The following is a 25,786-nucleotide window of genomic DNA, read 5'->3' on the forward strand; positions in this document are numbered from 1 at the left end:
ACCGCTCGACTGCCGGAGAAGGCGGACGGAAATCGCCATGTCTGGTGGCAAATCCGCCGCCGCCTCGGCAAAAAGCGCTCATCCGCTAAAATTCGAACGATCCGCCGCAATTTTCCATAATCTCTGTCTGGCAAGGATTTCGCATGATCGCGGAATCCGGCAGCCAAGAGGCGGACACTGGCGACGACGTCGATGCGGCGCCCCCGCCGACGTCGACGCGGCGCTTTGTCGCCGCGCCGTCGCTGGTGCCCGAACCGGAATTCTCCAGGCGCGAAAACCTGCCCTTTCTGACATTCGTCGCCATCGTGGTGGTGGCCGGCCTGGCGCATCTGACCGGGGCACCGATCTTCATCAGCGTCGCATTGCTGGCAACCGGCCTTGCCGGTCTTGCCATGCATCTGCGCACCAGGCGGAGCGAACACCGCACCGCCGCCCTTCTTGACGAAACCACTGCCCGCAGCCGCGCCGAGATCGAGACGCTGGCCGACCGCATGTGGGAAATGCAGGAGAGCGATGAGCGCTTTCGCGGCCTGATCGACGCGCTTGGTGATCTCGTCATCCATCGCGACCGCGATGGCTACATCGTCTATGCCAACAAGGTCTTCGCCGATCTCGTCGAAATCGATCAACGCGACCTTGCCGGCAAGACCCTGGCGGAACTCGGCATTGAGGTCGGCATCGTTCCCGATGCCGCCTTTTCCGACCATGAGTGCCTGAGTTCCACCGATGTCGCCATCCGCACGCCGACCGGCCCGCGTTGGTTCTCGTGGATCGAACTGTCGGTGCGTGACAAGGACAGCGATGCGGTTTCGCATCGCGCGATCGCTCGCGACATAACCGCCCGCAAACGCGCCGAATCCTCGCTGATCACCGCACGCGAGCGGGCCGAATATGCCAGCCAGGCCAAATCGCGCTTCCTCGCCACCGTCAGCCATGAAATTCGCACGCCGATGAACGGCATCATGGGCATGGCCAGATTGCTGGCCGACACCAGCCTGTCGCCGGAGCAGCAGACCTATGTCGGCGCCATCTCGACCTCGGCCAGCGCATTGCTTGCCCTGATCGAGGATCTTCTCGACTACTCCAAGATCGAAGCCGGGCGCTTCGACCCGGAGCCGCAGCCGATGTCGGTGCGCGAGATCGCCGACAACATCATCGAGTTGCTGGCCGCGCGCGCTTTCGCCAAGGGCATCGGGCTGGGCTGCCATGTCGAACCCGACGTGCCGCAGTTGATCACCGCCGATCCGGGCAAGGTCAGGCAGGTGTTGCTCAACCTTATCGGCAACGCCATCAAGTTCACCGACAGCGGCGGCGTGTTGGTGAGCATCGCACGCGCGCGCACCGAAACCAGCGACCGCGTATGCTTCACCATCGCCGATACCGGTCCAGGCCTGCATGATCAGGATCTGGATCGCATTTTCGAGGAGTTCGAGCAGGCCGACGGCACGTCGACGCGCACGCATGGCGGTGCCGGCCTCGGCCTTGCCATCTCCAGGCGCCTGGTGGCCGCCATGGGCGGCACGATCTCGGTATCCAGCCGGCTCGGCCAGGGATCCGAGTTCGTCTTCGAAATCCCGGCGATAGCGGCCACCGAAGCGCCGCAGGGCCGCCAGAACGCGCTCTCGGGCAGGCGCGCGGTGATCCTGTCGAAAAACGCCGTCGAGGCGGACGCCATCGCCCGCACCATCCGCGCCAATGGCGGCGCGGTCGACGTCGCCATCACTGCCGCACAGGCCGCGGCCTTCGCCGCAGGCTGCGATGTGATTCTGGTCGATGCGGCCATGGAAGAAAGCGACGGAAGGCTGCTCAAGCGCCTGCGCCAGAGCGGCTTTTCCGACTGCGAGGCCATCACACTGATCGCGCCTACCGACCGCGGCATGCTTGGCGAGTTCCGCGCCAGCGGCTACGCAACGTTCCTGGCCAGGCCAGTGCGTGGCGGAACGCTTCTGCGTGTGCTGTTGAGCAGCCATGCCCCCAGCCTCGCCCAGCCGCAGCCGGAAAGGCGCGGCGCGCCCATGCTGCGCGCCGTCGGCAACCGGCAGCGGGGCCTGTCGGTGCTGATCGCCGAGGACAATGACATCAACGCCATGCTGGCCCGCGCCACGCTGCTGAAGGCCGGGCATCGCGTCAAGGTGGTCGGTAACGGCAAGGCCGCCGTCGAGGCCGTCACCGGCGCCGGGCACAGGGACCGCTTCGATGTGGTCTTGATGGATCTGCATATGCCGGTCATGGACGGGCTGGACGCGATTGCCGCCATCCGCCGCCATGAAGAAGAAACCGCCGTGTCGCCGGTGCCGATCATGGTGCTGTCGGCCGACAGCCAGGAAAAGACCCGCCATGCGGTGCTGGCCCATGGCGCGAGCGGCTTTGTCACCAAGCCGCTCGACCCTGAGGCGCTGGTGAATGCGGTCGAGGGACAGGTCGTCGCGGCCTGAGCTTTCCACCGCCATTCCGCGCCGCGCGATCACTAAAACGTAGCCGGTTGATCGTATTCGCCAGCCGACGAAGTATTGCCCACGACATCGTATCACGGTACTGTCACAATCCTGTTGCACCTACACCGTATCCCCGTGCCAAGAGGGATGGCTCGAAGGAGAATCACTCGTGCATACAGTTATGCCGGAATGTGACACTCGGCCGAACGCCAGCAGCGCCTTGCTTGCCGGACGTAACGTCGATTCCGTCACAAGGGGCGCGGCACTGGGCCGTATAGGCAATCTTGAAGTGCGGCTCGCTCGCAACGAGGCAGAGATCGCGGCCGCGCAGGAAGTGCGCTACCGGGTGTTCTACGACGAACTAGGCGCCAGGAAGGACCTGTTCCAGGCCCATGACCGCCGTGATGCCGACCGGTTCGATCCGCTCTGCGACCATCTGCTGGTTTTGGACACCACGCTTTCCGGTCCCGAACATCGCCGCATCGTCGGCACGTATCGGCTGCTGCGGCAAGAAATCGCGGCCACGGCCGGAGGGTTTTATTCGGAAGGTGAATTTGAGCTGACCAAGCTCATCGCTCGCCACCCCGGCCAGCGTTTTCTCGAACTCGGCCGCTCCTGCGTTTTGCCGGAATACCGCTCGAAGCGCACCATCGAGGCGCTGTGGCAAGGCATCTGGGCTTACATCAACCATTACGAGATCGGTGTGATGACCGGATGCGCGTCCTTCCACGGCACCGTGCCGGCGGCGCATGCCGAGGCACTCACCTACCTCGCCCACCACTGCCGGACCAATTCGGCCTGGGATGTGCGCGCGGTATCCGGGCGCTACTGCTCGATGGATCTGATGCCGATCGAGGCGGTCAATGCCAAGGCGGCGATCGCCGCGATGCCGCCTTTGGTTAAGGGCTATCTGCGCGTCGGTGCGCGCATCGGCGACGGCTGCGTCATCGACCGCGAATTCTCGACGGTCGACGTCTTCGTCGTGATGCCGGTCAAGGAAATCGGCGCCCGCTACGTCAATTATTATGGCGGGGAAGCCCAACGCTTCGCTGCCTGACGCTAGCGAATAGCCAGGCGCTACGCCGCAATCCTGCGGACTGCTATCCCCTATTCGCTACTCCCTATTCCCTCTCTTTACGGAATATCTTCCGGCCGCCGGCCGGGTCGGCTCTTGTAGGACGGAAACGACCAGCCGAATTTGAGCGCGCCGCCGCGCACTAGGAACGCCGCCGCAAAACCGGCGAGGTCCGAGGCGAGCGGCGGCAGCCCGGCAAGATCGCCAAGTGTGTAGAGGCCCGCCCCCGCAAGGGCTGCTGTGACGTAGATTTCGGGCCTGAGCAGCACCGATGGCTCGCCGGCAAGGAGGTCGCGCAGAATTCCGCCGAAAGTGGCGGTAAGCACGCCGGTGACGACGGAGACGACCGGCGAACCGGTAATCGCAAGTCCCTTGGCCGCGCCCATCACCGAAAAGGCGGCGAGCCCGATGGCGTCGAGCCAGAGCAGCCATTTCCAGCGCGATTCGACACGATGCGCGCTGAAGAAGACCAGCACCGCAACCACGGCGCAGATCAGCACATAGCCGGAGTTGGCCACCCAGAAAACCGGCAGGTTGAGGATGACGTCGCGAAGCGTGCCGCCGCCTATCCCGGTGACGCTGGCCAGGAACAGGAAGCCGATAATGTCGAGCTGCTTGCGAGAAGCCGCAAGCGCCCCGGTCGCCGCGAAGACGGCGACACCGGCATAGTCGAGAAGCGCGATGAGGTTCATGAAGCGAACAATGAAAGAGTGAGTAGCGAATAGCGAGTAGCGAATAGCACGAAGCCGCGCAGCAACTCTTGCATATTTCCCTACTCGCTACTCGCTATTGCCTATTCGCTTGTCCGTTCAGGCGTCCTTCTCGGCCTGCTCATTGACAGGCCCCGGCTCGACCGGCGCTTCAGCGGCGGCAAGCTTAGGCCCGCCCTTGGCGACGCCGACCATGGCTGGGCGCAGCACCCGATCGCCGATCGAATAGCCCGGCTGCACGACCTGGACCACGGTATTGGCCGGAACGTCCGGGTTGGGCACTTCAAACATCGCCTGGTGGAAATTGGGGTCGAACTTCTCGCCTTCCGGCGCGAGCTTCTTGACCCCGTGGCGTTCCAGCGCCGACAGCATGGCGCGCTCGGTGAGGTCGACGCCTTCGATCAAGGCCTTGAAGCCGGCGTCACCCGACGCCTTGGCCTCGGTGGGGATAGCGTCCAGCGCGCGGCGCAGATTGTCCGACACCGACAGCATGTCACGCGCGAAATTCGCGACCGCGTAGGTGCGCGCGTCATGCACGTCGCGCGCCGTGCGGCGACGCAGGTTTTCCATCTCGGCCGCCACGCGCAGCGCGCGGTCCTTCAGTTCTTCATTTTCCTTCAGCAGCCGCACAAGGGCTTCATAGTCGCCGTCGATGCTGCCTTCCGTGCGCTCGGCAGTGGCCTCGGTCGCCTCGACTTCATCTGGCGCGCGTTCGTCTTTTGCCTGGTCGCTCATCGCCGTTTCCCGTCAATCTCGAATGATGTGGATTTTGTGCCCGATATCGAGGTTCGGCAGCCAAAAATCAAGGGGTAAGCGATTGTGGAGGCTATCGGCCAAGGCTGGACAACGACAGGCAAGACATTCGATTTTAATTCAAATTTTACCCTAACCGCCGGCTTTGCTTGCCACAAAGGCGTGATGGGGGAACCATTCCCTTACTGGAGGAGTTTCGAAGCCGACACAGGATTTTGAGATAATGACCCGCAACAAGGGTGAAAAGGCACAAGGGCTGGCCGCCGAGGTCAGGCGTCAGTTCGGTGCCGAAGCGGTGACGCGCTTTATGCGCACCTTGCCGGCCTTCCGTACCGAGGCCGACATTCCTGACCGATTCAGAGAATTGCTCGACCGCCTCGACGGAGCGGAAGACGGTGACGTCGGCCGGCGCCGCCACTAACGCGACAGGCAAATCTTTGCAGCAAACCTCTATCGGCAATAGCCTGAAGAGCCGAACCATCTAATGATGGATGCGTTGTGGTTCAAATGGAGGACGTAATGCGCAAGGTTCGATCACCTTATTGCTTTCGTCGCTTGTCGGCCTCGGCGCCGTCACCTTGGTTGCCTTTCCGGCACAAGCACAGGATCTGCAGCTGCAATTGGGCAAACATGGCCTGCTGCTGAAGCTCATGGAAGATTGCGATCCCGCCTATGACGGTTGCGAAGGCCTCGCGACGACCGGCGCAACCGCCGTCAATCGCGAGGCTGCACGGAAGACCGGGCTCTCGACAAGGCGGATCGGATGGGCATCCGCCGGGCAAGGATAGAGTCCGTCGGCCGCCGGGAGATCACTGTCCGCAGCAGGCAGGGTGGCGACCGCGTGCGCGTGACTTTTGGCACCGAGCGCGGCTGTCCTATCCTCGATCGCGAATAGAGATCGGCCCCAAGAGTGGGAAACCCGATGCTCAAACAGAAGAGAGAGCATCGGATTCCGAACGATTGGGCTTGAAAGCCAGGCGCTTCGGCAGCGTATCATCAAACGGGTCGATCTGCTGGCGGGCGGGCTCGACCGCCACCACGCGACAATTACGCACAGTAATTTTGCGTGATTGTCCGCTTGCGGTGGCGGGACACCCCGCCTATGCTTCCTGATGAACATGATTTCCCCCGAGGCGGCCGCCAACAGCAAGCGCGCCTGGCTGAAGATTCTGGCGCGCTACAAAAAGCCCGACAGGCGGCGCAGCACCGTCGAACTCGCCATCACACTCATTCCGTTCGCCGTGCTCTGGGGACTGTCTTCGGCGGCATATGCCTATGGCCATTGGTGGGGACTGATCCTGATCCTTCCCGCGGCCGGGTTTCTGGTGCGCATCTTCATGATCCAGCACGATTGCGGCCACGGCTCCTTCTTCGCCAATCGCTACGCGGATGACTGGATCGGCCGTGCGCTCGGCATCCTGACGCTGACACCCTACGACTGCTGGCGGCGCGCCCACGCGACGCACCACGCCAGCGCTGGCAATCTTGACGAACGCGGCATGGGCGACATCAGGACGCTGACCGTTGCCGAATACCGGCAAATGTCATGGCGCGGCCGCCTTGCCTATCGTCTCTATCGCCACCCGCTGGTGATGTTCGGGCTTGGGCCGATCTGGCTGTTCATCTTCGAGCAAAGGCTGCCCGTCGGCATGATGCGCGGCGGCCTGACGCCCTGGGTGTCGTCGATGACCACCAACCTTGGCATCGCGGTTGCAGCAGCCATCCTCATCTGGTTCGTCGGCCCCGGCGCGTTCCTGGTGGTCCATCTGCCGATCGTCATCCTCGCCGGTTCGGCCGGCATCTGGCTGTTCTACGTCCAGCACCAGTTCGAGGAAACGGAATGGGCGAAGGATGCCGACTGGGAATTCCAGCACGCCGCCCTGCACGGATCGTCTTACTACGACCTGCCGCCGGTGCTGAACTGGTTCACCGGCAATATCGGTGTCCATCACGTCCACCACCTCTCCGCCAAGGTGCCATGCTACCGGTTGCAGGAAGTGCTGCGGGATTATCCCGAGCTACGCAGCATCGGCCGCGTCACGCTGCTCGAAAGCCTGCGCTGCGTCAAACTGGCATTATGGGACGAAAACCGCCGCAAGCTCGTGTCGTTCCGCGAAGCGCTGGCGGCCGCCTAAGCAATTCCAGGAAAAGTGTGAAACGGTTTTCCCGGGAAAAGCGCATGGCGCTTTCCCTTGGGAATTGCGTCAAACAAGAAAAATAGAAAGACCGCCGCGTCGTGGACGCGGCGGCTTTGCAAACTCCCGGGTCAGGCCGCCTGACGCTCGTCGCGCATCAATATCTCGCCATGGCGGACCTCGGTGCCCAGCACCTTCAGGCATTCGCGGATGAAGTTGGACAGGCCCGGCCAACCCTTGGCTGAAACGAGATTGCCGTCGACATGGGCGCCGGTCGGCGCGACGTCGATATAGATGCCACCGGCCAGCGTCACCTCCGGCTCGCAGTACTGGAGCGCCGCGACTTCCCGGCCCCGCACCACCCCGTCCACGGCAATCAGGATCTGCACGCCATGGCAGATGGTGAAGATCGGCTTGCCGGCCTCGTGGAAATGCCGCACCAGCCCCTGCACCCGCTTGTCGATACGGATGTATTCCGGGCCGCGCCCGCCCGCTGCGTAGACGGCATCGTAGCCGGCTGGATCCACCTCGGAAAACGTCTTGTTGAGGATGTAGTCGTGGCCGAGCTTTTCGGTATAGGTCTGGTGGCCTTCGAAGTCGTGCAGCGACGTTTTCAATATATCGCCCGCCTTCTTGTCCGGACAGACGACATGGACGGTGTGGCCAACCGCATGCATCGCCTGCTCAAAGACGAAAATCTCATATTCCTCGCTGAACTCGCCAACGAGCATCAGTATCTTCTTGCCAGCCATTCCCGGTTCCTCCCTGTGACCATATTTATTTCGGATCGCGAAATAATAGATTTATCCTAAGGGCAGGATGGCGAAAGGGAAAGCACAAATCGCACAATTGGTAAGACCAGTTGATGTCGATTGGCACCGCCGGCCGGGGCGCGGACGAGCAGGTTCCTGCCCTCGCCGCCGGCTTCTATCAGGCAGACCGTCTTCGATGGATCCTCGGAGAGCCGCGCGGCGCGCGTACAGCCGGCGGATCCGCCGCCAGCGATGACATAGTCGAAATCCATGATCTCCCTCCTCGCAACCGGCGGATATTTCCGTCCGGATAGCCCAGAGAAGGACCGATCGGAACCGACGTAAAGACGTCGGGAATTACCGCAGCGTCAACTGTTGCGAAGGCGCCGCCAGGAATATTTCGGCCCGTTCGGCTCCGACACGGCGGCCGGTTGGTAGTAGAGCCCCAACCCGCCGGTGCGGCCCTCCTCCAGGCGCTTCAACAGCACCGGGTTCGATATCTCGAACTCGTCGAAGCCAAGCCGCAGCATATGCGGCAACTGGTCGACCAGCACCTGGCCGGTGGCGCGCACTGTGCCCTCGAAATGATAGCGCCCACGCAGCAGTTCGCCCTTGGAGAAGGAGCGGCCGTCGCTGAAGGCCGGGAAGGCCAGCGCCACCAGCGAGAGCTGGTCAAGCAGGCCGGCGATCTTCTCGAGCTGATCGCCGGGCTGCAGCACCACACCGAGCCGTTCCTTGGCAGAGCGGCGCACCTCCGGATCGAGATCGAGGAACGCTTGCAGTGGCAGGATGAAGCGGCCATTGCCGGACAGCGCATCGGCGCTCTCGGCATGCGCCCACTCGTCCTCGCGGAAACCCGTCGGGGTCCAGAGGCGCGTCTCCGGTATCGTCGGTTCAGTCATCAAAAATTCCCAAAAATTCGAAGAAACACGTTTGTGTTGAGATTCAGGTCAGGCCGCACCGAAAATGGCGGCTTCCGGGGTCGTCCTGCGACGAGCGGAGCGTACTTGAAGTACGTGAGCACCGGAAGCGCAGGAAGCTGCCGTTTGCAGGCCAGCCTCACCTGAATATCACCATACCCTAAAGGGACGCGTCGGTCAGCGACTTCTCCAGCCCCGACAGGTGAATGCCGCACTCGGTCTTGGCATGACCGGCCCAGCGGCCGCTGCGCGCGTCCTCGCCCGGCTGCACCGGCTGCGTGCACGGGAAGCAGCCGATCGACAGGTATCCATAGGCGACCAGCGGATTTTCGCGCAGCGCATGCGCGCGCATATAGTCCGCCTGGTCCGATGTCGTCCAGTGCGCCAACGGATTGATGCGGATACGCGGGCCGACCGCTTCAAACACCGGAAGCGCTGCCCGGGTCGAGGCCTGGAAACGCTTGCGGCCGGTGAACCAGGCACGGAAGGGAGCGACACCCCGCGCCAGCGGCTCGACCTTGCGCACGTCGCAGCAGGCGTCGGTGTTGCTCTGATGCAGATTGCCCGTCGGATCGATCCGTTCGAGCGCCGCTTCCTCGGGCTTGATCACCCTTATGTTGGTCAGCCCGAAATCGGCTGCAAGCGCGTCGCGATAGCCGAGCGTCTCCTCGAAATGCTTGCCCGTGTCGAGGAAGATGACCGGCAGCGTCCGGTCGATCTTGGCGATCATGTGCAGCAGCACAGCCGAGTCCGCACCGAACGACGACACCGCGGCGATCTCGTCATGGAACAGTTCGCGGGCCGAGCGTTCGATGATCTCGAGCGGGTTCAGATGACCGTAGAGCGCATCCAGCCCCGCCGCCTTGGCGGCGATGCCGTCATCGACATCGGCTATATGGTCAAGCGGCCTTGGCTTCGCCAGCATAGAGCGCCTCCTTGAACGGCGCGGGACCGACTCGGCGGTAGGCGTCGATGAATTTCTCTTGTGGGTCGAGCCGGAGGCCGAGATAGGTCTCGACGATCTGCTCGATGGCGTCGGTGATCTCCTCCGAGGAGAAGCCGCGGCCGATGATCTCGCCGACCGAGGTGTTCTCGTCGGCCGAGCCGCCCAGCGTCACCTGATAGAGCTCGGAGCCCTTCTTCTCGACGCCGAGAATGCCGATATGGCCGACATGGTGATGACCGCAGGCGTTGATGCAGCCGGAGATCTTCAGCTTCAGTTCTCCGATCTCGCGCTGCCGCTCCAGCGAGGCGAAGCGGCGCGAGATTTCCTGCGCGATCGGGATCGAGCGCGCGGTGGCCAGGGCGCAATAATCGAGGCCCGGGCAAGCGATGATGTCTGAGATCAGGTTGGAATTGGCCGTCGCCAGGCCGATGCCGACCAGCGCATCATGGACCGCCTTGAGGTCGGCGCGCGCCACATGCGGCAGGATCAGGTTCTGCTCATGACTGACGCGCAGCTCGTCAAAGGCATATCTCTCGGCGATGTCGGCGACCGCTTCCATCTGGCTGCCCGAGGCGTCGCCGGGCACCTCGCCGATGCCCTTCAGCGAGATCGTCACCGCCGCGTAGTCGGGATGGCGGTGGGTGACGACATTCTGGTCGAGCCACTCCGAGAACCCCTTGGAATCCAGACGCGCCAGCTTGACCGCCTGGTCGCCCTCCGGCCGCTCCGTGAGCGCCGGCGGCGCGAAATAGGCCTCGATGGCGCGGATATCCGCCTCCGGCAGCTTCAGCTCGGCGTCCTTCAAATCCTGCCACTCGGCCTCGACCTGGCGGGTGATTTCCTCGACGCCGGTCTCGTGCACGAGGATCTTGATGCGCGCCTTGTACTTGTTGTCGCGGCGGCCATAGAGGTTGTAAACGCGCAGGATCGCCGTGCAGTAGGACAGGAGGTCGGCTTCCGGCAGGAAGTCGCGGATCTTGCGGGCGACCATCGGTGTGCGGCCCTGGCCGCCGCCGATATAGACGGCGAAACCCAGTTCGCCGGCGGCGTTCTTCTTCAAGTGCAGGCCGATGTCGTGGGTCTGGATGGCGGCGCGGTCGCGCTCGGCACCCGTCACCGCGATCTTGAACTTGCGCGGCAGGAACGAGAATTCCGGATGCACCGACGACCACTGGCGCAAGATTTCCGCATAGGGCCGCGGATCGGCGACCTCATCGGCGGCAGCGCCGGCGAAATGGTCGGCGGTGACATTGCGGATGCAATTGCCGCTGGTCTGGATGGCGTGCATCTCAACGCTTGCCAGATCGGCCAGGATCGCAGGAATGTCCGACAGCGCCGGCCAGTTGAACTGGATGTTCTGGCGCGTGGTGAAATGGCCGTAGCCCTTGTCGTATTTGCGGGCGATGTGGCCCAGCATGCGCAACTGCTTGCCGTTCAGCGTGCCATAGGGCACCGCGATGCGCAGCATGTAGGCGTGCAGCTGAAGATAGACGCCGTTCATCAGCCTGAGCGGCCGGAACTGGTCCTCGGTGATCTCGCCGGCAAGGCGGCGCTGGACCTGGTCGCTGAACTCGGCGACGCGGGCCTGGACAAAATCGTGGTCGAACTCATCGTAGCGGTACATGCTTCGTCTTTCAGGGCGCGTCCGCCCATGCCTGGTGTCTTAATTATGCTGCCCGAGCAGCTTGTTTGCCGAGATCGTTGCGGATGGTCGGGCCTGCGGCGCGGATCTTCTCGCGCAACCGCACCGGCTGGACGACGCCGTTGACGACATCCGCATCGATCAAATTCACGTCGACCACTTCGTTGGCGGCGTAGGCCTTGGCGCCGATCGCCTCGAGCCTATCCTCGGCTGCCTTGTCATGGGCGAGGTCGGCATGGTCGACCGTCTCGGCCCAGCCGCCATCGGCGTACCAGACGGCAATGCCGTCGCTGAGGCGGTTGGCGGTCAATATCTTCATTGCTGAACTCCTTCGGCGACCGAACTGGACACGCCTTCATGCCTGTGTGCCGCGAGCGGCTCGGACCGTTCAAAGTTGGCCCCGGCGACCGCATCGCCAATGATGGTCATGACCGGACCGGAGAGATCGGCGCGCGCTTCCAGCGACGGCAGGTCGGCAAGCGTGCCGTGGAACCGGCGCCTGTTGGCAAGGCTGGCATTCTCGACCACGGCGACCGCCGTATCCGGCGACAGGCCGGCCTCGATCAGCCGGCCGGCAACCTCGGCCGCGACCGAGCGGCCCATATAGACGGCGACGGTGGCGCCGGAAATGGCGAGCTTGGCCCAGTCGGGCAGCGAATTGCCCTTGAGGTCGTGGCCCGTGGTGAACACCATCGACGAGGAAACACCGCGCAAGGTCAGTGGCAGTTCGAAATCGGCGGCGGCGGCAAAGGCCGCGGTGACGCCCGGAACCACCTCATAGGCGATGCCGGCATCGCGCAGTGCCGCCATCTCTTCGCCAGCCCGGCCGAACACCAGCGGATCGCCCGATTTCAGCCGCACGACACGCTTGCCTTCACGGCCAAGCTCGACCAGCAGCGCATTGATCTGCGCCTGGCTCTTGGTGTGGCAGCCCTTGCGTTTTCCGACCGGCAGGCGCTCGGCATCGCGGCGCCCCATGGCAACGACCGCCTCCGGCACCAGCGCATCATGAACGATGACATCGGCTTCCATCAGCAGACGGTGCGCTCGCAAGGTCAAAAGATCCTCGGCCCCCGGGCCGGCGCCGACCAGGGCGATGTGGCCGCAAGCCGGCGTGTTCGACAGCAGAAGATCGACGGCTGCGTCGTGCGCCTGCGAAAGCTGGCCCGCTTCAGCCGCGCGGGCAGGAGCGCCAGCGAAGAAATCATTCCAGAAGCGGCGGCGGGCATTGCCTCTCGGCAGCAGCCTCTCGGCAGCCCCGCGAAACGACGCGGCAAGAATTGCCAGGGGCCCGAGCGAGGGCGACAGCATGCGGTCGATGCGGCTGCGCAGCATCTGGGCAAGCACCGGGCCTGCACCTTCTGTGCCGATGGCGATAGCGACCGGCGCCCGGTTGACCAGCGCCGGGGTGAAGAAATCGCAAAGCTCGGGCCGGTCGACGGCATTGACCGGAATGCCAAGCCGGCGCGCATCCGTGGCCACGCGGCGGTCGAGTTCCTCATCGCCGCTGGCGGCAAACACCATGACCGCGCCTTCGAGCTGTGACGCGTCGTAAGCGGCGGCAAAATGGGTCGTGCCGGTCTGAGCGATAAAGGCCAGCAGGTCGGGCTCAGCGTCTTCCGCGACGATGCGCAGGACCGCGCTCGACTGTCCGATCAGCCGCGCCTTGGCCAGCGCCTCTTCGCCGCCGCCGACGATGGCCACGGTCTGCCCCTCGACCCGCATGAAGACGGGGAAGGAATTGAGTTTGGGAGCAGTGTGCGACATGGGCGCGAGCGGAATCCTGAACGGGCTTGCAGTTCTACGCGCGGGCGCGAAAAACCAGAAGGAACGCACTCGCGCATCGCCTGTCGGGATGCAATCGCTTTTCTGAAAGCATCCCGGCCAAGAGAAAAATATTCCTCGTTGGCGGATGGAGCGGATTCAAGCTGCTGTCGCAGGCCTTGATTTGTAGGTCTTTTAGCGCCCAACGAGAAATGCCACAAAACAGTTTTTTCTAAATTCTACCAATTTAGTAGATTAAAGCCGCGGGCATTGGACAACCCGAATGGCCGACACCCGCGAGGGCCTGGTTGGAACATTACCGGTTCGGGGCGCGTTCCCCAAAAAGCCCATCACGTCGGATCGAAACCCGGCCGCGACATGTCACAAGATGCCCGAGCGACCCAAGAAGGAACCAGTCATCATGAGCACAATCAATCTGAAGCACGGCATCTGGGTCATGGTGGCCGATGGCGAGAAGGCGCTTTTCCTCAGGAACGCCGGCGACAACACATATCCGAACCTCGAGGTGGTGCAGGAAATGCAGCAGGACAACCCGCCCACCCGCGAGCAAGGCAGTGACAGCCCGGGCCGATACAATGATGGTCCCTCCGTACACCGCAGCGCGGTCGAGGATACGGACTGGCACCGCATCGGCAAGGAGCGTTTCGCCGACGAGATCGCCGCCCGGCTCTACAAGCTCGCGCATAGCGGCGAGTTCAACGAGATCGTGCTTGTCGCACCGCCGATGCTGCTTGGGACAATGCGCAAGAAGCTGCACAAGGAAGTCGGGGACAAGGTGACCGCCGAAATTCCCAAGACACTGACCAACCACGCCATATTCGAGATCGAGGCCCTGCTGCAGGCAGCCTGATCGTCGTCGATCGATCGCGCCGGATCAACGGAACATCATCGCGCGACTTCAAATCCGACCGGCGGCTTCTTCGGCCGCCGGTCAAGTTTTTGCGGCCGCACCGTCGATTTCATGGCTTTGCGGGTTGCCTCGCCGACACCCAATCCACCATATTGCAAACAGGCGACGGCTCCGGGCGGCGCCCATCCAACATCGCTGGTTTTGAAGGGCGCTCCATAGACAATGCCGCATGACACGCCCCTTATCGCCACCATCGTCGCCGGTCTGGGGCTGGCTTTCGTCTTCGGCGCCCTCGCCAACCGCTTCCGTATTCCGCCGCTGGTCGGCTATCTCGTAGCCGGCGTGCTGGTCGGGCCGAACACGCCCGGCTTCGTCGCCGATGCCGGCCTTGCCAACGAACTGGCCGAAATCGGCGTCATCCTGCTGATGTTCGGCGTCGGCCTGCACTTCTCGTTGAAGGATCTTCTGTCGGTGCGCGCCATCGCCGTGCCCGGCGCCATCGTCCAGATCGGCTTTGCCACCGCGCTCGGCGCCGGGCTGTCGTGGATGCTCGGCTGGTCGATGGGCGCGGGGCTGGTTTTCGGCCTGGCGCTGTCGGTCGCCTCGACCGTGGTGCTGCTGCGCGCGCTGCAGGAGCGGCGGATGATCGAGACCGAGCGCGGCCGGATCGCGGTCGGCTGGCTGATCGTCGAGGACCTGGCCATGGTGCTGGCGCTGGTGCTGCTGCCGGCACTCGCCGGCGTGCTCGGCGGCCAGGAACAGGCGGACGCACATGCGAGCGGCCTGCTGTCGCTGCCGGCCAGCTACGGCATCTGGGGCGTCGTCGGCATCACGCTAGCCAAGGTCGCCGCTTTCGTCATCGTCATGCTGGTGGTCGGCCGCCGGGTCATTCCCTGGATCCTGCACTATGTTGCCCACACCGGCTCGCGCGAATTGTTCCGGCTGGCGGTGCTCGCCATAGCCCTCGGCGTCGCCTTCGGCGCGGCCAACCTGTTCGGGGTCTCGCTGGCGCTAGGTGCCTTCTTCGCCGGCATGATCATGAGCGAGTCCGAACTCAGCCACCGCGCGGCGGAAGAATCGCTGCCGCTGCGCGATGCCTTTTCCGTGCTGTTCTTCGTCTCGGTCGGCATGCTGTTCGATCCGTTCAGCCTGATCAGCAATGGCTGGCCGATCCTGGCAACACTGGCCATCATCGTCATCGGCAAATCGTTGGCGGCGTTCGTCATCGTCGTTGCCTTCGGCTATCCCCTGGCCACGGCACTGATGATCTCGGCAAGCCTTGCGCAGATCGGCGAATTTTCCTTCATCCTGGCCGAGCTCGGCGTCGGCCTAAAGCTGTTGCCCGAACAAGGCCGCGACCTCATTCTGGCCGGCGCCATCTTGTCGATCGTGCTGAACCCGCTGATGTTCCTGGCCATCGACTGGATAAAGCCATGGCTGGAGCGGCGCGCCGCCAGGACGGCACCGCCGGTCGAGGCAAAGCCGGTCGGTCCGGCGACGGAACCGGGCCAGGTGGCCTCCGTTGCAGCCACAACGAAAGCGGAAGACGGCCCGCCGCCCAGGACAACCCTCACCAACCACGCCATCCTGATCGGCTATGGCCGCGTCGGCAGTCTCGTCGGTGCGTCGTTGAAAGAGGCCGCCTTGCCCTTCCTCGTCGTCGAGGATGCCGACAAGACGCTGGCGAGACTGAAAGCCGATGGCGTCGAGACCGTCTCCGGCAACGCGGCCAACGCTGAAGTCTTCTCCGCCGCCAATCCAGAAGGGGCCAAGCGGCTGATCTTGGCCATTCCCAACGCCTTCGAGGCCGGCCAGATCGTGCTCAGGGCACGCGCCGCCAACCCCGGCATCAACGTCATCGCCCGAGCCCATTCCGACGCCGAGGTCGAGCACCTCAAGGGCCTCGGCGCAGACACGGTGATCATGGGCGAGCGCGAGATCGCCCGTGGCATTGTCGAAGAGGTGCTTGGCCACAAGCCGAAGGCGGCTGAACCGTCCGCTGCCTGAGCCGATCCTGGTCGGCGACAGATTGCCGTGTCGATCGTCTGCTCGCAAGCAGGTTGATCACGCGACGAAAGCAGAGCCGCCACGGTGCACGACACTGCTGAGGTATTTTGCCGGGGGCTTCCCGAGCACCTTCTTGAACATGGTGATGAAGGCCGTGACGGATTCATAGCCGAGATCGCCCGAAACCTGCTGCACGCTGGCGCCGGAGGCCAGCTCTCGTATTGCGACGATCAAGTGCAATTGCTGACGCCAGCGCCCAAAGCTCAGCCCTGTTTCCTTCACCACGAGACGGGCGAGACTGCTCTCACTGAGCGCAAGGCGATTGGCCCATTCTGCCAGTGTGCTGCGGTCGGCGGGATCTTGCGCCAACGCTTCGGCGATCCGCCTCAAGCGCGGCTCGGGTGAGATCGGCAGGTGCAGCTGCTGGACAGGCATACGTGGCAGCTCAGCAAGCAGTGTCTTGGTCAACAGCTCATCCCGCGCCTGATCGTCCTCCACACCATCGGACAGTTCGATGATCAGTTCGCGCAGCAACGGCGAGATCGAAAGCGTGCAGCACCGGTCCGGCAGATGAGCGGCTCCCGGCTCGATATACACGAAAAAAATCCGGGCGTTGGCAGTGGCGACATTGCTGTGCTCCATGCCGCTTGGAATCCACACCCCGCAATGAGGCGGCACCATCCACAGGCCGCTTGGGACACGGCATGTGACGCCGCCTCCCAGCGCGAAGACAAGTTGGCCTTTGCGATGCCGATGGGCGGGTACCTCCGCTGTGGTTTCGGGGACGTCAACGCGCACGGCAATCGCCGGCGCGGAAGGGTCATCCACATCGAGATTGAACCAGGGGTAGCGAAGGGGTTGTCTCATGATTGACCGTTTTTAGCGATCAGATGCCTTAATATCTAGATTATTCGAAGGGGAAAATCGATAGGTTCCGCTTGTGAAACGAGCAATTCAGGATCGTGCGCAGCTGGCGAACTTGACTTCGCCAGTGGCGCCCGCCGGCGCTCCAAAGTCGAACCAGCAAGACCGGGCAAAGCAACTGTCCAAAGGCGTCCACCACGCAGCAGTGAGGTATGAACCATGCTCGCCCTAGTCATTTCTTCCGACAGCACGACAGGACTAAGGCTCGTGGAGCTTGCCGAGCCACATGCGGCCTCGAACGAGGCGCTTGTCTCGGTCCGCGCGACCTCGTTGAACCGCGGCGAACTGCGCTTGCTCGCCACCCGTTCAAACGGCTGGATACCAGGCCAAGACATCGTTGGGATTGTCGAACGGGCAGCAGCCGATGGCTCCGGACCAGCCGTGGGCGCCCGGGTTGCGGCTCTGGTCGACCAGGCCGGATGGGCCGAACGGGTCGCCGTTCCAACCGACCGTCTCGCCGTCCTGCCGGATGACGTCAGTTTCGTTTCCGCAGCCACGCTTCCAGTCGCCGGCACGACGGCACTGAGGACTTTGCGCCATGGCGGCGGCCTGGCCGGCCAGCAGGTCCTGATCACCGGCGCAAGCGGTGCGGTCGGTCGGTTCCAGATCCAGCTCGCCCATCAGCAGGGTGGGCACGTGACCGCGGTCGCCGCCTCCCGGCATGCCGAGGATCTCCGCGGCCTTGGAGCCGAGCAGGTTGTCGATGCGATCGAACTGGCCGAGGGGCCGTTTTCGCTGATCACAGAGTCGGTCGGCGGCAAAAGTCTCGCTCACGCGATCGAACGCGTCGCACCTGGCGGGACCATCGTCATGTTCGGTTCGAGCAGTGGCGAACTCACGCCCATTGGATTCCGCCAGTTCGTTCCGGATCATGAAGGGGCAAGGCTTCAGACTTTTGCGTACTACACGTCTGGTCCAGGCATTGGCGCGGACATCGCCTCGCTGCTCACTCCAGTCGCGGCCGGCAGGCTCGAAACGCGCGTGGCCTTGACCGTGCCGTGGACAGACATCGCCCAAGCCCTGGACGCACTGCGACAGCGCAGCTTCAGCGGCAAGGCTGTTCTCACCATGGCCGAATGAGCAGTCCTCGGCCTGAAGCTGGCCGCTCACACGTGCTGGCCGCCATTGATGTGGATTTCCGAGCCCGTCACATAGGACGCCTGCTGCGAGCACAGGAAGAAGATGATGTCGGCGACTTCCGCCGTGGTGCCAAGCCTTCTCAACGGGATCGTCTCGACGATCTTGTCCGTGCCCGGCGACAGGATAGCGGTGTCGATCTCGCCGGGCGCTATGGCATTGACGCGAATGCCGTGCGGGCCGAAATCATGCGCCATCTCGCGCGTCAGTGAACCGAGCGCCGCCTTCGATGTCGCATAGGCCGTGCCGGCGAAGGGGTGCACGCGGGTACCGGCGATCGAGGTGACGTTGACGATCGAGCCCTTGGCCGCCGCCAGTTCCTTGAACAGGCCCCGCGCCAGCATGATCGGCGCGAAGAAATTGACCTGGAACACATCGCGCCAGACATGCATCGGCGTGTCGATCGAGTCCATTCGGCCGTTGCCGTCCTTGAGCTTCGGCGAGATGCCGGCATTGTTGACCAGCGCGTGCAGCTGGCCGCCATGCGCTTCCAGCCGGTGGCGGATTTCCGACACCGCGATGCCGACATCCTCCTGGTCGGCGAGATCGACCTTGATGTGGTCTTCCGGCCCCGCCGGCCACGGGCAATCCTCGGCAAAGGCCTGGCGCGAGCAGGTGATGACGCGCCAGCCCTCGCGCGAAAAGCGCTTGACCGTGGCGTGGCCGATGCCGCGGCTGGCGCCGGTCAGCACGATGGTCTTTCTGGTGTCGAGTTCAGCCATTTCAGGATCTCCGGGCCGGAGATGTAGCCGAACGACGCCAACGTGGCGAGAGGCGAGTTGCCGCTAGTGCATGTCGCTCAAAAGTGGCCCCGGTTTTGAGGCAACGACATGCATGGAAACAAAAGAGCTAAAGCGCGCGACGCGCTTTAGCCGCCGCCAAGGAGGTCGAGGATCGAGGTCTGCCGCTTCTTGCGCGGACCGCCGACGTCGCCTGGCGGCACCGGGTGCTTGATCGACGCGGTGGCGCCGTCGTCCTCCGGCATAGAAAGGCCATCGGCATCGACGGTCTGGGCGGGACGGGCCGCGCGGACCGGCGCCTGGGCGACCGGCGCGGCCGGCCGCGCCGCCGGCGCCTGCTGGCCGACGGAGGCGGATGGAACCGGCGCCGGCGGCGCGTTGTTCGCCGAGGGTATCTCGTCGGGCACGATGGTATCGGCCGGCGTCGATTTCCAGGTGCCGGGCAGCGGCCGCACCGGCACGCCCTCGTGGGCGGCGACCATGAATTCGTGCCAGGCCTGCGCCGGCAATGCGCCGCCGGTGACCTTCTTCATCGGACTGCCATCATCATTGCCGAACCACACGCCGGTGGTGAGGTTGGCGGTGTAGCCGACGAACCAGGCGTCACGCGAATTCTGACTGGTGCCGGTCTTGCCGGCTGAAGGCCAGGCGAAAGCCGCTTTGCGGGCGGTGCCGATCTCGACCGTACCGGTCATCATCGAGTTCATCATGCCGACGATCTCGGGCTTGACGACACGCGGCGCGCTGCCGCCACCGCTGTCGTAGAGCACCTTGCCGTCGGTGGTCGTCACGCGGCGGATGAAATGGATGTCCGGCTTGTAGCCGCCATTGGCGAAGGGGACATAGGCCGACGTCAGTTCCAGCGGCGTCACTTCCGACGTGCCGAGCGCGATCGACGTGTTGGACTGCAGGTCGGACTGGATGCCCATGCGGTGCGCTGCCTCGACAACCGCGTTCGGCCCGACCTCCATTGTCAGCTGGGCGGCGACCGAGTTCAGTGATTTGGCCAGTGCGGTGGCCAGCGTCACCTTGCCGAAATACTTGCCGCCGTAATTGTCGGGCGTCCAGTTGCCGATCTTGATCGGCGCATCGTTGCGCACGCTGTCGGGTGTGCGGCCGGCTTCAAGCGCGGCCATGTAGACGAACGGCTTGAACGCCGAGCCTGGCTGGCGGCGTGCCTCCGAGGCGCGGTCGAACTGGCTGGTCGAATAGTCGTAGCCGCCGACCATGGCGCGCACCGCGCCGGAATCATCGATCGACACCAGGGCGCCCTGAGTGACGTTGAGCTTCTTGCCGCTGTCGTCGATCAGCCTGCGGATCGACTGTTCGGCAAGCTTCTGCAGGTTCAGGTCGACGGTGCTGTCGACGACGATGTCGCCGCGCACGTCGCCGATCAGATCGGGCAGTTCTTCCATGATGGTATCGGCGACATAGTTCTCCGAGCCGGTCCAGTAGGACGGCGCGCGCGTTGCCGGTGCGCTCATCGCCGAGGTCAGTTCCTTGGCGCTGATCTTGCCTTCATCGCGCATGGCGGCAAGCACCAACTGCGAGCGTTCCTCGGCAGCCTTGGGATCGCGTGCCGGCGACAGCCGCGACGGCGCCTTCAACAGGCCGGCAAGCAATGCGGCTTCCGACAAGGTGACGTCGCGCGCGCTCTTGCCGAAATAACGCCGCGAGGCCGCCTCGACACCATAGGCGCCGGAACCGAAATAGACCCGGTTGAGGTACATTTCGAGAATCTGGTCCTTGGTATGCTTGTGCTCCAGCCACAGCGCCAGCAGCACCTCCTGCACCTTGCGCTCCAGCGTGCGGTCGGGCGTCAGGAACAGGTTCTTGGCCAATTGTTGGGTCAGTGTCGAACCGCCCTGCGAGAAATGTCCGCCAATCACGTTGGTGACCATGGCGCGGGAAAGGCCGATCGGGTCGATGCCGAAATGCGAATAGAAGCGGCGGTCCTCGATGGCGATGACGGCCTCCGGGATATAGGGCGACATTTCGTGCAAGCCGACGGCCTCGCCGCCGCTCATGCCGCGATTGGCGAGCAATTGGCCATCGGCCGAGACGATCTTGATGTTGGGGGCGCGGTCGGGGATCGACCAGGTCGTCGCCGCCGGCATCTTGGCGCCGTAATAGACGACGATGCCGGCCACCGCGATGCCGCCCCAGATGGCAAGCACGAAGCACCAGTAGAACAGCCGGCCGAGCACGCCGAACAGGCCGCGCCGGCTTCTGCCGCGCTTGGCCCGCGACGATTTCCCTTTGGCCGGCTTGCGTTTGGCGGAGGCTTTGCGGTTGCTCGGCACGACGCGATCCTCCTCGTTCACCGAAAGCCCCGCCGGGGATCGCGCCTGCGGCGCCCCCTCGAAACTGGGTTCGATGCGGCTGTCTCTGCGGTTCGCCATGCGCTGTGCTTGATATCCCCGATGCCTATGGCGTTCGGGTTGAAGAGTAGATGCGGCGATTTAAGGGCGGGTTAAGTCGGAAAAATTCAAAGTGATTGATAATCAAATGCTTGGGGTCCGGCCGTTGTCGCCCGGTTCGAGGCACCTGTTTTGGCGCTGGCAAGCGCTCCACACCCCCGAAGATAGAACAATCAGAAACCGTAGTATTTTTGTTCGGGGGCCAAAGATCCAACTCCTGCCAGCCGCTGCGCGGACAAGCCTTTGGCGGGCGTTGCAACCATGTTCCTCGTTAGGGCGCGATCGCAAGTGGTTGCGGCTTCGCGTTGGACCGCGCCCTAATTCATCTCGTCACAATGTGATCACCTGGCGGACATGCGTCAGCCGATCGCCGCACGAACCGAAAGCGCTGCCCTGGACGATTGCATAACCTCGCCGACATGGCAGTAGCAGACAATCTCGTGCAGTTGATGGTCGGTCAGTTCGAAGAAGCGCTTGGCTTCGCCATAGCTGTCGTCTTTCAGACCCTCGTCATGCAAAATGGGGTCCGTGAAGGCAACCGCTATCGGCGAGCCATCGCCTCGCATCACATCGCGCTCGGGCGGCGCACGGTATTCGGTCCCGGCAAGCGCGTTCAGGAGCCGGCTGGGCTCACGTTCAAGGAGTTCGGCCCAACGTACGAGACGCTGGGTTCGGCTCATTACCGGCTGTTTAGTGTTGATCTCGGCCACTGCATGCAGTTGGTCCAGTGTTTGGTGCTTCATGGCAACCTCCTAATGGTTAGGTTGGTTGGCCCAAACGCCCTATCCCGCCATCATAGCGCCGAAACGTCGATCCGTCATTCTAATTCCATGTCGGGTTGGGCTCTCTTCCGTCGCTACGCCAGTGCAATGGCCCTGCCTTGCCGGCAATCTTCAACCGCACCGAGTATCGTCGACAGGGAGAAAAAGGCCAGCGGCTGCTCTTCGCAGGTCACAGCCACGATGCTGTTGGACCGGTCGATATCGAGGCCCTTCGGCCCGCCCTCGTCAAAACTGGCCCTGCCGCGCAGGAAGGTTGCCTCGTCGAGCACGGCAACCGAGCGTGCGGGCTCGCGACGCTCCTTCCAGCCACCGTCGCTGGCATAGACATGCACCATCTGGCTGCCCGCGTCGGCGACGAGGATGTGCCGATCATCAGCCGTAAAGCGCACGCCGTGCGGATAGCCGGCGTTCTGTAGGACGCCGGCCGGTTCACTCTCCGGTCCAAGCGACCCGGACATCCGGTAGAGTTTTACGTCCTTTGTGCCGTGGCTGCTGACGGCGATCCACTTTCCATTATGGCTGAGCGCAATGCCGTCCGGTATATCAAGACCGCGCTTCAGAAGCAGTTGATTGCTTGTAGCGCGATAGCCAAGCCACCGGTTGACGACGTGCCGGGTAACCAGATGCGTGTAGTTGTTGCAAACCAGCACGCTGACCCGGCCATGTGACTCAAGCCTGACTGCAATCGAACCCGGCGAATTCAGTTTGTGGGGCTGCCTGCCTCGGAGTTGGCGAATGGCCGCGATCCGACGACTCTGGCCAACCGGTTCTTCACGCGGCAGAGCAAACAGCGCAACCAGCCCATCGCGGTTGGCGATCGCCAAGGTGCGGTCATCGATGAAATCGAGACCATGGATTTCGCCCATGCTGTCGGACGTCAACTCCATGAAATTGTGGAGTGTGACGCCTGGGCCATCAGGTCCCGTCTCGACGTCGACGCGCAGGACCAGGCAGCGCTTGCGCGCATATCCGGCAATTGCCAGCAGCCGGTTGTCAGGCGAAAAGCGCAGGTCTTCGGTGCGTCCGATTTCCGCAAGCGCGGCCCGCACGGCGTCGCCTGCCTTGAAATCGATCTGGTGGATCGTCATGCGCCTCTCATTGGCATTGAAGGCTGAAAATCTGTCTCGTCGGCCCGGCCCATTGCCAAACCCTGCCCGGCTTTGATGTCTCGTTCAGATAGGCTCGAAATTCACATCCGGCTGGTCAGGACCGCCGGCTTGCCGCAACAGCGCGAGAATGTGTTCGCCCCTGTCAACCTGCTGTCGCCTCCAGTTTGAGGCGTTCGTCACATGCAGCCAGCCATCGACCACCATGAAAAAATCCTCGGATTGATCATGTCCCGCGCCGAAGCGAAGCGATTTGTTTTCAGCGAACCGAACCAGTGCCGGATCGATCGACCTGTAGAGCAGCGGCCAGTTGCCGCCACCGGAATCCATATGAAACTTGTAGCTCGGGGCGAAATCCAGCCGTCGCCGCAACAGGCTTCCATCAAAAAAACAGAACCCGGGCCACAGGAACCAGCCGCCCGGCGTTGGCGTGTCGCGCCGCACGCTGCCGTAGAGGCTTTTGCCCTCCATCCGGGCGCGGATCGAAAATGGTTCAGTCGGAAAGATGTCATGATCGATGAAGCCGAAGAGCCTCGGACCGAACCTGGGCAAGAAATTCCGCACGATCCAGTTGAGCGCTTGACCATGCGATCTGCTGACGACCAGCCTGTTCTTCGGCAATGCGACATAGGGGACATGCTGGCGACGGCAGAGAGCGCGAATCGCTTCCCTTGCATCGTCCTTCTTGCTGTTGTCGAAGACGATGTAGCTGTCGTGCTCGGCCAGATATCGGCGCACGAGATGGATCTGCCATTCGACCACGTCGGGTCGGTTGAAGGCCACGGTGGCGATGATCGCATCGCGGAAGGCCTGCTCTCGCCCCTGCAGTTCGCTGACCGGGGCGGATGACCTCAGGAAGCGAAATACCCGCCAATGATAGCGCAGCCACGCCTCGCGCCTTGGCGGCCTGTTCAGCCTCTCCCATTCAGCGACGGTAATCCCAGGCTGATCGACGTCTTCCGGAGCGTCAGAAGCCACCATGTCGCGCTCCCGAATGGCTCAGTTCTGCTGGATCGATATACCCTTGTCGTCGATCTTGAGCTCGACGCCCTTGGGTTTGGTCTGCTCGCGATAGACGTAGATACCGAGCGCGATGACAACGACGACGAGCGCGCCAATGAGGAGATAGAGTGTGTTCTGCTTCATGGCGCGCTCTTTCGTTGTCGAGCGTCAAGCTCGCTTCAGGACCTTGACCAGCACCAGCAGGATGATGGCGCCGATGGTGGCATGGATGATCGAGGCGAGAATACCGCCGCCGATGGAGAAACCGATCCTCGGAAACAACCAGCCGGCGATGAACGCGCCGACAATGCCGACAATGATGTTGCCGATCAGGCCGAAGCCGAAGCCGGAAACGATGAGACCGGCGAGCCAGCCGGCGATGGCACCGATGATGATGAAGACGAGCAGGCTTTCGAGACCCATAGCGATTTCCTCCAAGCAAGAGGGCGACGGCGGAACGGAAAGCCCCGAATCGGCCTCGATATCAACGGCTTCAGGCTATTCGAAAGCGGCCGGCCTCGCCAGCGGCGCGCTCACTAGGGCAATTCCAGGAAAAGTGTGAAGCGGTTTTCCCGGGAAAAGCGCCTGGCGCTTTCCCTAGAGTTGCGTCAAAACAAAGAGTTAGAGCAGCTCGCCGTTTCCGTGAAACGGTGAACTGCTCTAATCGTCATCATCGCTTGCGGCAGGTCGCCAGCTGGTCGGCTCGACCTTCTTTTGCGTGTGACTGTCGATGTAGACCCACCAGCCGTCGTCGCGATATTGCGCGATGGATTCGTTGATGACGCCGTCGCTGTCCTTCCACGTGACGGAGACCTTGGAGCCGTCGGTCGGCGCGGTCGCTATCGGCTTTCTGTCCGTCATGTCATTCCCCATCGAGCCGACAGAACGCCGCGGCTTGCATCTGGTTCCAACCCGCCATCGGCAGCAGATCGCCGTGACGACCGTCAGCTATGGGCGAAGATATCCTCTTCGTCCCAGCCCATCAGATCGAGTTTGGCACGCGTCGGCAGGAAGCGGAAGCAGGCATCGGCCTCCTTGGTCCGCCCATCGCGCACCAGCCGTCCGGCCAGCACATCGCGCAACCGGTGCAGATAGAGCACGTCGGAAGCGGCATATTCGAGCTGTTCGGGCGACAGCGTCTCGGCCGCCCAGTCCGACGATTGCTGCGCCTTGGACAGGCCGACGCCGAGAAGCTCGAAGCAGATGTCCTTCAGCCCGTGCCGGTCGGTGTAGGTACGCGTCAGCCGCGAAGCGATCTTGGTGCAGAACACCGGCTCCGGCATCACACCGAACGCGTTGTAGAGCACGGCGAGGTCGAACCGGCCGAAATGGAAGAGCTTGGTTATGCCGCGATTCCTCAGCAGGCTGACGAGGTTCGGCGCCTTCTTCTGGCCGGGCGCGATCTGGATGACATCGGCCGTGCCGTCGCCAGGCGAAATCTGTACCACGCACAGCCGGTCGCGATGCGGATTGAGCCCTAGCGTCTCGGTGTCGATGGCCACTGCCCCGACATTATAGTGCAAGAGGTCGGGCAGGTCATTTTTGTGGAAACGGATATCGGCCATTGTCTTCTCCGGTCGGGCCTTGCGCGTCCCTTGACCCGCAAGGGACGCTGTAGCGCTTCGTCTTGCGGCCCGTCCTCGCCGCGATCCGCTGAAAAATCAA

General features: G+C 63.2%; 28 protein-coding genes. 9 read left to right on the forward strand and 19 right to left on the reverse strand.

Going from position 1 to position 25,786, the window contains the following annotated elements; genetic code table 11:
• Positions 1–143: 143 nt before the first annotated feature.
• Together ASD99_RS19700 and ASD99_RS19705 are read left to right on the forward strand one after the other, a co-directional pair.
• A complete protein-coding gene (locus ASD99_RS19700; RefSeq protein ID WP_056594953.1) occupies positions 144–2,435 on the forward strand; it encodes a PAS domain-containing hybrid sensor histidine kinase/response regulator in 2,292 nt (763 codons plus the stop codon).
• 181 nt (positions 2,436–2,616) lie between these two features.
• Positions 2,617–3,492, forward strand: coding sequence for a GNAT family N-acetyltransferase (locus ASD99_RS19705; protein ID WP_056594951.1), 876 nt, complete (start codon positions 2,617–2,619; stop codon positions 3,490–3,492).
• A 77-nt stretch (positions 3,493–3,569) separates the two neighbouring features.
• On the opposite strand, the gene ASD99_RS19710 is transcribed toward ASD99_RS19705, so the two are convergent.
• Complete coding sequence (locus ASD99_RS19710; RefSeq protein WP_056594949.1) at positions 3,570–4,202, reverse strand: trimeric intracellular cation channel family protein; 633 nt, start codon at positions 4,200–4,202, stop codon at positions 3,570–3,572.
• A gap of 117 nt (positions 4,203–4,319) precedes the next feature.
• Positions 4,320–4,955 (reverse strand): nucleotide exchange factor GrpE, encoded by a 636-nt coding sequence (gene grpE / locus ASD99_RS19715; protein ID WP_057144636.1) that lies wholly within the window; start codon positions 4,953–4,955, stop codon positions 4,320–4,322.
• 238 nt (positions 4,956–5,193) lie between these two features.
• Between grpE and ASD99_RS19720 the strand changes: the two genes are divergently transcribed.
• The 3 genes from ASD99_RS19720 (at position 5,194) to ASD99_RS19730 (ending at position 7,108) form a co-directional block, all read left to right on the forward strand.
• Entirely contained in the window at positions 5,194–5,394 is a 201-nt protein-coding gene (locus ASD99_RS19720; RefSeq protein ID WP_056594945.1) for a hypothetical protein, read from the forward strand.
• 121 nt (positions 5,395–5,515) lie between these two features.
• Positions 5,516–5,761 (forward strand): hypothetical protein, encoded by a 246-nt coding sequence (locus ASD99_RS33935; RefSeq protein WP_057144637.1) that lies wholly within the window; start codon positions 5,516–5,518, stop codon positions 5,759–5,761.
• A gap of 324 nt (positions 5,762–6,085) precedes the next feature.
• Positions 6,086–7,108, forward strand: a complete 1,023-nt coding sequence (locus tag ASD99_RS19730) for a fatty acid desaturase (protein WP_057144638.1) — start codon at positions 6,086–6,088, stop codon at positions 7,106–7,108.
• Positions 7,109–7,239: 131 nt separating this feature from the next.
• Here the strand turns inward: ASD99_RS19730 and ASD99_RS19735 are convergent, their stop codons facing one another.
• The 7 genes from ASD99_RS19735 to cysG form a co-directional block, all read right to left on the reverse strand.
• Positions 7,240–7,860 carry a DJ-1/PfpI family protein gene (locus ASD99_RS19735; protein WP_057144639.1) on the reverse strand — a complete coding sequence of 207 codons (621 nt, stop codon included), beginning with the start codon at positions 7,858–7,860 and terminating at the stop codon, positions 7,240–7,242.
• Between the two features lie 56 nt (positions 7,861–7,916).
• Entirely contained in the window at positions 7,917–8,132 is a 216-nt protein-coding gene (locus ASD99_RS19740) for a GMC family oxidoreductase N-terminal domain-containing protein (RefSeq protein ID WP_056594937.1), read from the reverse strand.
• Positions 8,133–8,228: 96 nt separating this feature from the next.
• Positions 8,229–8,762, reverse strand: a complete 534-nt coding sequence (locus ASD99_RS19745; protein WP_056594935.1) for a DUF934 domain-containing protein — start codon at positions 8,760–8,762, stop codon at positions 8,229–8,231.
• 178 nt (positions 8,763–8,940) lie between these two features.
• Positions 8,941–9,705, reverse strand: coding sequence for a phosphoadenylyl-sulfate reductase (locus tag ASD99_RS19750; RefSeq protein ID WP_056594933.1), 765 nt, complete (start codon positions 9,703–9,705; stop codon positions 8,941–8,943).
• Complete coding sequence (locus ASD99_RS19755; protein ID WP_056594931.1) at positions 9,680–11,350, reverse strand: nitrite/sulfite reductase; 1,671 nt, start codon at positions 11,348–11,350, stop codon at positions 9,680–9,682. Before ASD99_RS19755 ends, ASD99_RS19750 begins: the two co-directional genes overlap by 26 nt.
• 43 nt (positions 11,351–11,393) lie before the next feature.
• Positions 11,394–11,687, reverse strand: a complete 294-nt coding sequence (locus ASD99_RS19760; RefSeq protein ID WP_057144640.1) for a DUF2849 domain-containing protein — start codon at positions 11,685–11,687, stop codon at positions 11,394–11,396.
• Entirely contained in the window at positions 11,684–13,135 is a 1,452-nt protein-coding gene (cysG, locus tag ASD99_RS19765; RefSeq protein ID WP_056594927.1) for a siroheme synthase CysG, read from the reverse strand. The genes ASD99_RS19760 and cysG overlap by 4 nt, the downstream gene beginning before the upstream one ends.
• A 418-nt stretch (positions 13,136–13,553) precedes the next feature.
• On the opposite strand from cysG, the gene ASD99_RS19770 reads away from it, so the two are divergent.
• Positions 13,554–14,003: a host attachment protein gene (locus ASD99_RS19770; RefSeq protein ID WP_057144900.1), complete on the forward strand. Its 450-nt coding sequence runs from the start codon at positions 13,554–13,556 to the stop codon at positions 14,001–14,003.
• 222 nt (positions 14,004–14,225) lie between these two features.
• Positions 14,226–16,010 carry a YbaL family putative K(+) efflux transporter gene (gene ybaL / locus ASD99_RS19775; RefSeq protein WP_057144641.1) on the forward strand — a complete coding sequence of 595 codons (1,785 nt, stop codon included), beginning with the start codon at positions 14,226–14,228 and terminating at the stop codon, positions 16,008–16,010.
• 57 nt (positions 16,011–16,067) lie between these two features.
• On the opposite strand, the gene ASD99_RS19780 is transcribed toward ybaL, so the two are convergent.
• Entirely contained in the window at positions 16,068–16,877 is an 810-nt protein-coding gene (locus ASD99_RS19780) for an AraC family transcriptional regulator (RefSeq protein WP_057144642.1), read from the reverse strand.
• A 216-nt stretch (positions 16,878–17,093) separates the two neighbouring features.
• On the opposite strand from ASD99_RS19780, the gene ASD99_RS35330 reads away from it, so the two are divergent.
• Complete coding sequence (locus ASD99_RS35330) at positions 17,094–18,014, forward strand: zinc-binding dehydrogenase (RefSeq protein ID WP_057144643.1); 921 nt, start codon at positions 17,094–17,096, stop codon at positions 18,012–18,014.
• A 26-nt stretch (positions 18,015–18,040) separates the two neighbouring features.
• Here ASD99_RS35330 and ASD99_RS19790 read toward each other — a convergent pair whose 3' ends face one another.
• The 4 genes from ASD99_RS19790 to ASD99_RS19805 form a co-directional block, all read right to left on the reverse strand.
• Positions 18,041–18,793, reverse strand: a complete 753-nt coding sequence (locus ASD99_RS19790; protein ID WP_056594919.1) for an SDR family NAD(P)-dependent oxidoreductase — start codon at positions 18,791–18,793, stop codon at positions 18,041–18,043.
• 146 nt (positions 18,794–18,939) lie between these two features.
• Positions 18,940–21,213 (reverse strand): transglycosylase domain-containing protein, encoded by a 2,274-nt coding sequence (locus tag ASD99_RS19795; protein ID WP_056594917.1) that lies wholly within the window; start codon positions 21,211–21,213, stop codon positions 18,940–18,942.
• Between the two features lie 377 nt (positions 21,214–21,590).
• Positions 21,591–21,974, reverse strand: a complete 384-nt coding sequence (locus ASD99_RS19800) for a hypothetical protein (RefSeq protein ID WP_056594915.1) — start codon at positions 21,972–21,974, stop codon at positions 21,591–21,593.
• Positions 21,975–22,087: 113 nt separating this feature from the next.
• Complete coding sequence (locus ASD99_RS19805; protein WP_244497821.1) at positions 22,088–22,879, reverse strand: YncE family protein; 792 nt, start codon at positions 22,877–22,879, stop codon at positions 22,088–22,090.
• On the opposite strand from ASD99_RS19805, the gene ASD99_RS34855 reads away from it, so the two are divergent.
• Positions 22,865–23,128: a hypothetical protein gene (locus ASD99_RS34855; RefSeq protein WP_244483010.1), complete on the forward strand. Its 264-nt coding sequence runs from the start codon at positions 22,865–22,867 to the stop codon at positions 23,126–23,128. The two genes, ASD99_RS19805 and ASD99_RS34855, sit on opposite strands and share 15 nt — an antisense overlap.
• A gap of 57 nt (positions 23,129–23,185) precedes the next feature.
• Here ASD99_RS34855 and ASD99_RS19810 read toward each other — a convergent pair whose 3' ends face one another.
• The 5 genes from ASD99_RS19810 to ASD99_RS19825 form a co-directional block, all read right to left on the reverse strand.
• Entirely contained in the window at positions 23,186–24,100 is a 915-nt protein-coding gene (locus ASD99_RS19810) for a hypothetical protein (RefSeq protein ID WP_057144645.1), read from the reverse strand.
• Positions 24,101–24,118: 18 nt separating this feature from the next.
• Positions 24,119–24,265 (reverse strand): hypothetical protein, encoded by a 147-nt coding sequence (locus ASD99_RS34130; RefSeq protein WP_082525739.1) that lies wholly within the window; start codon positions 24,263–24,265, stop codon positions 24,119–24,121.
• A 24-nt stretch (positions 24,266–24,289) separates the two neighbouring features.
• Positions 24,290–24,544, reverse strand: coding sequence for a GlsB/YeaQ/YmgE family stress response membrane protein (locus tag ASD99_RS19815; protein ID WP_057144646.1), 255 nt, complete (start codon positions 24,542–24,544; stop codon positions 24,290–24,292).
• A gap of 237 nt (positions 24,545–24,781) precedes the next feature.
• Entirely contained in the window at positions 24,782–24,982 is a 201-nt protein-coding gene (locus tag ASD99_RS19820; protein WP_057144901.1) for a hypothetical protein, read from the reverse strand.
• A gap of 83 nt (positions 24,983–25,065) precedes the next feature.
• A complete protein-coding gene (locus ASD99_RS19825) occupies positions 25,066–25,686 on the reverse strand; it encodes a ribonuclease D (protein WP_057144647.1) in 621 nt (206 codons plus the stop codon).
• Positions 25,687–25,786 lie beyond the last annotated feature (100 nt).

This window comes from Mesorhizobium sp. Root695 (assembly GCF_001428185.1).
Lineage (GTDB): Bacteria > Pseudomonadota > Alphaproteobacteria > Rhizobiales > Rhizobiaceae > Mesorhizobium.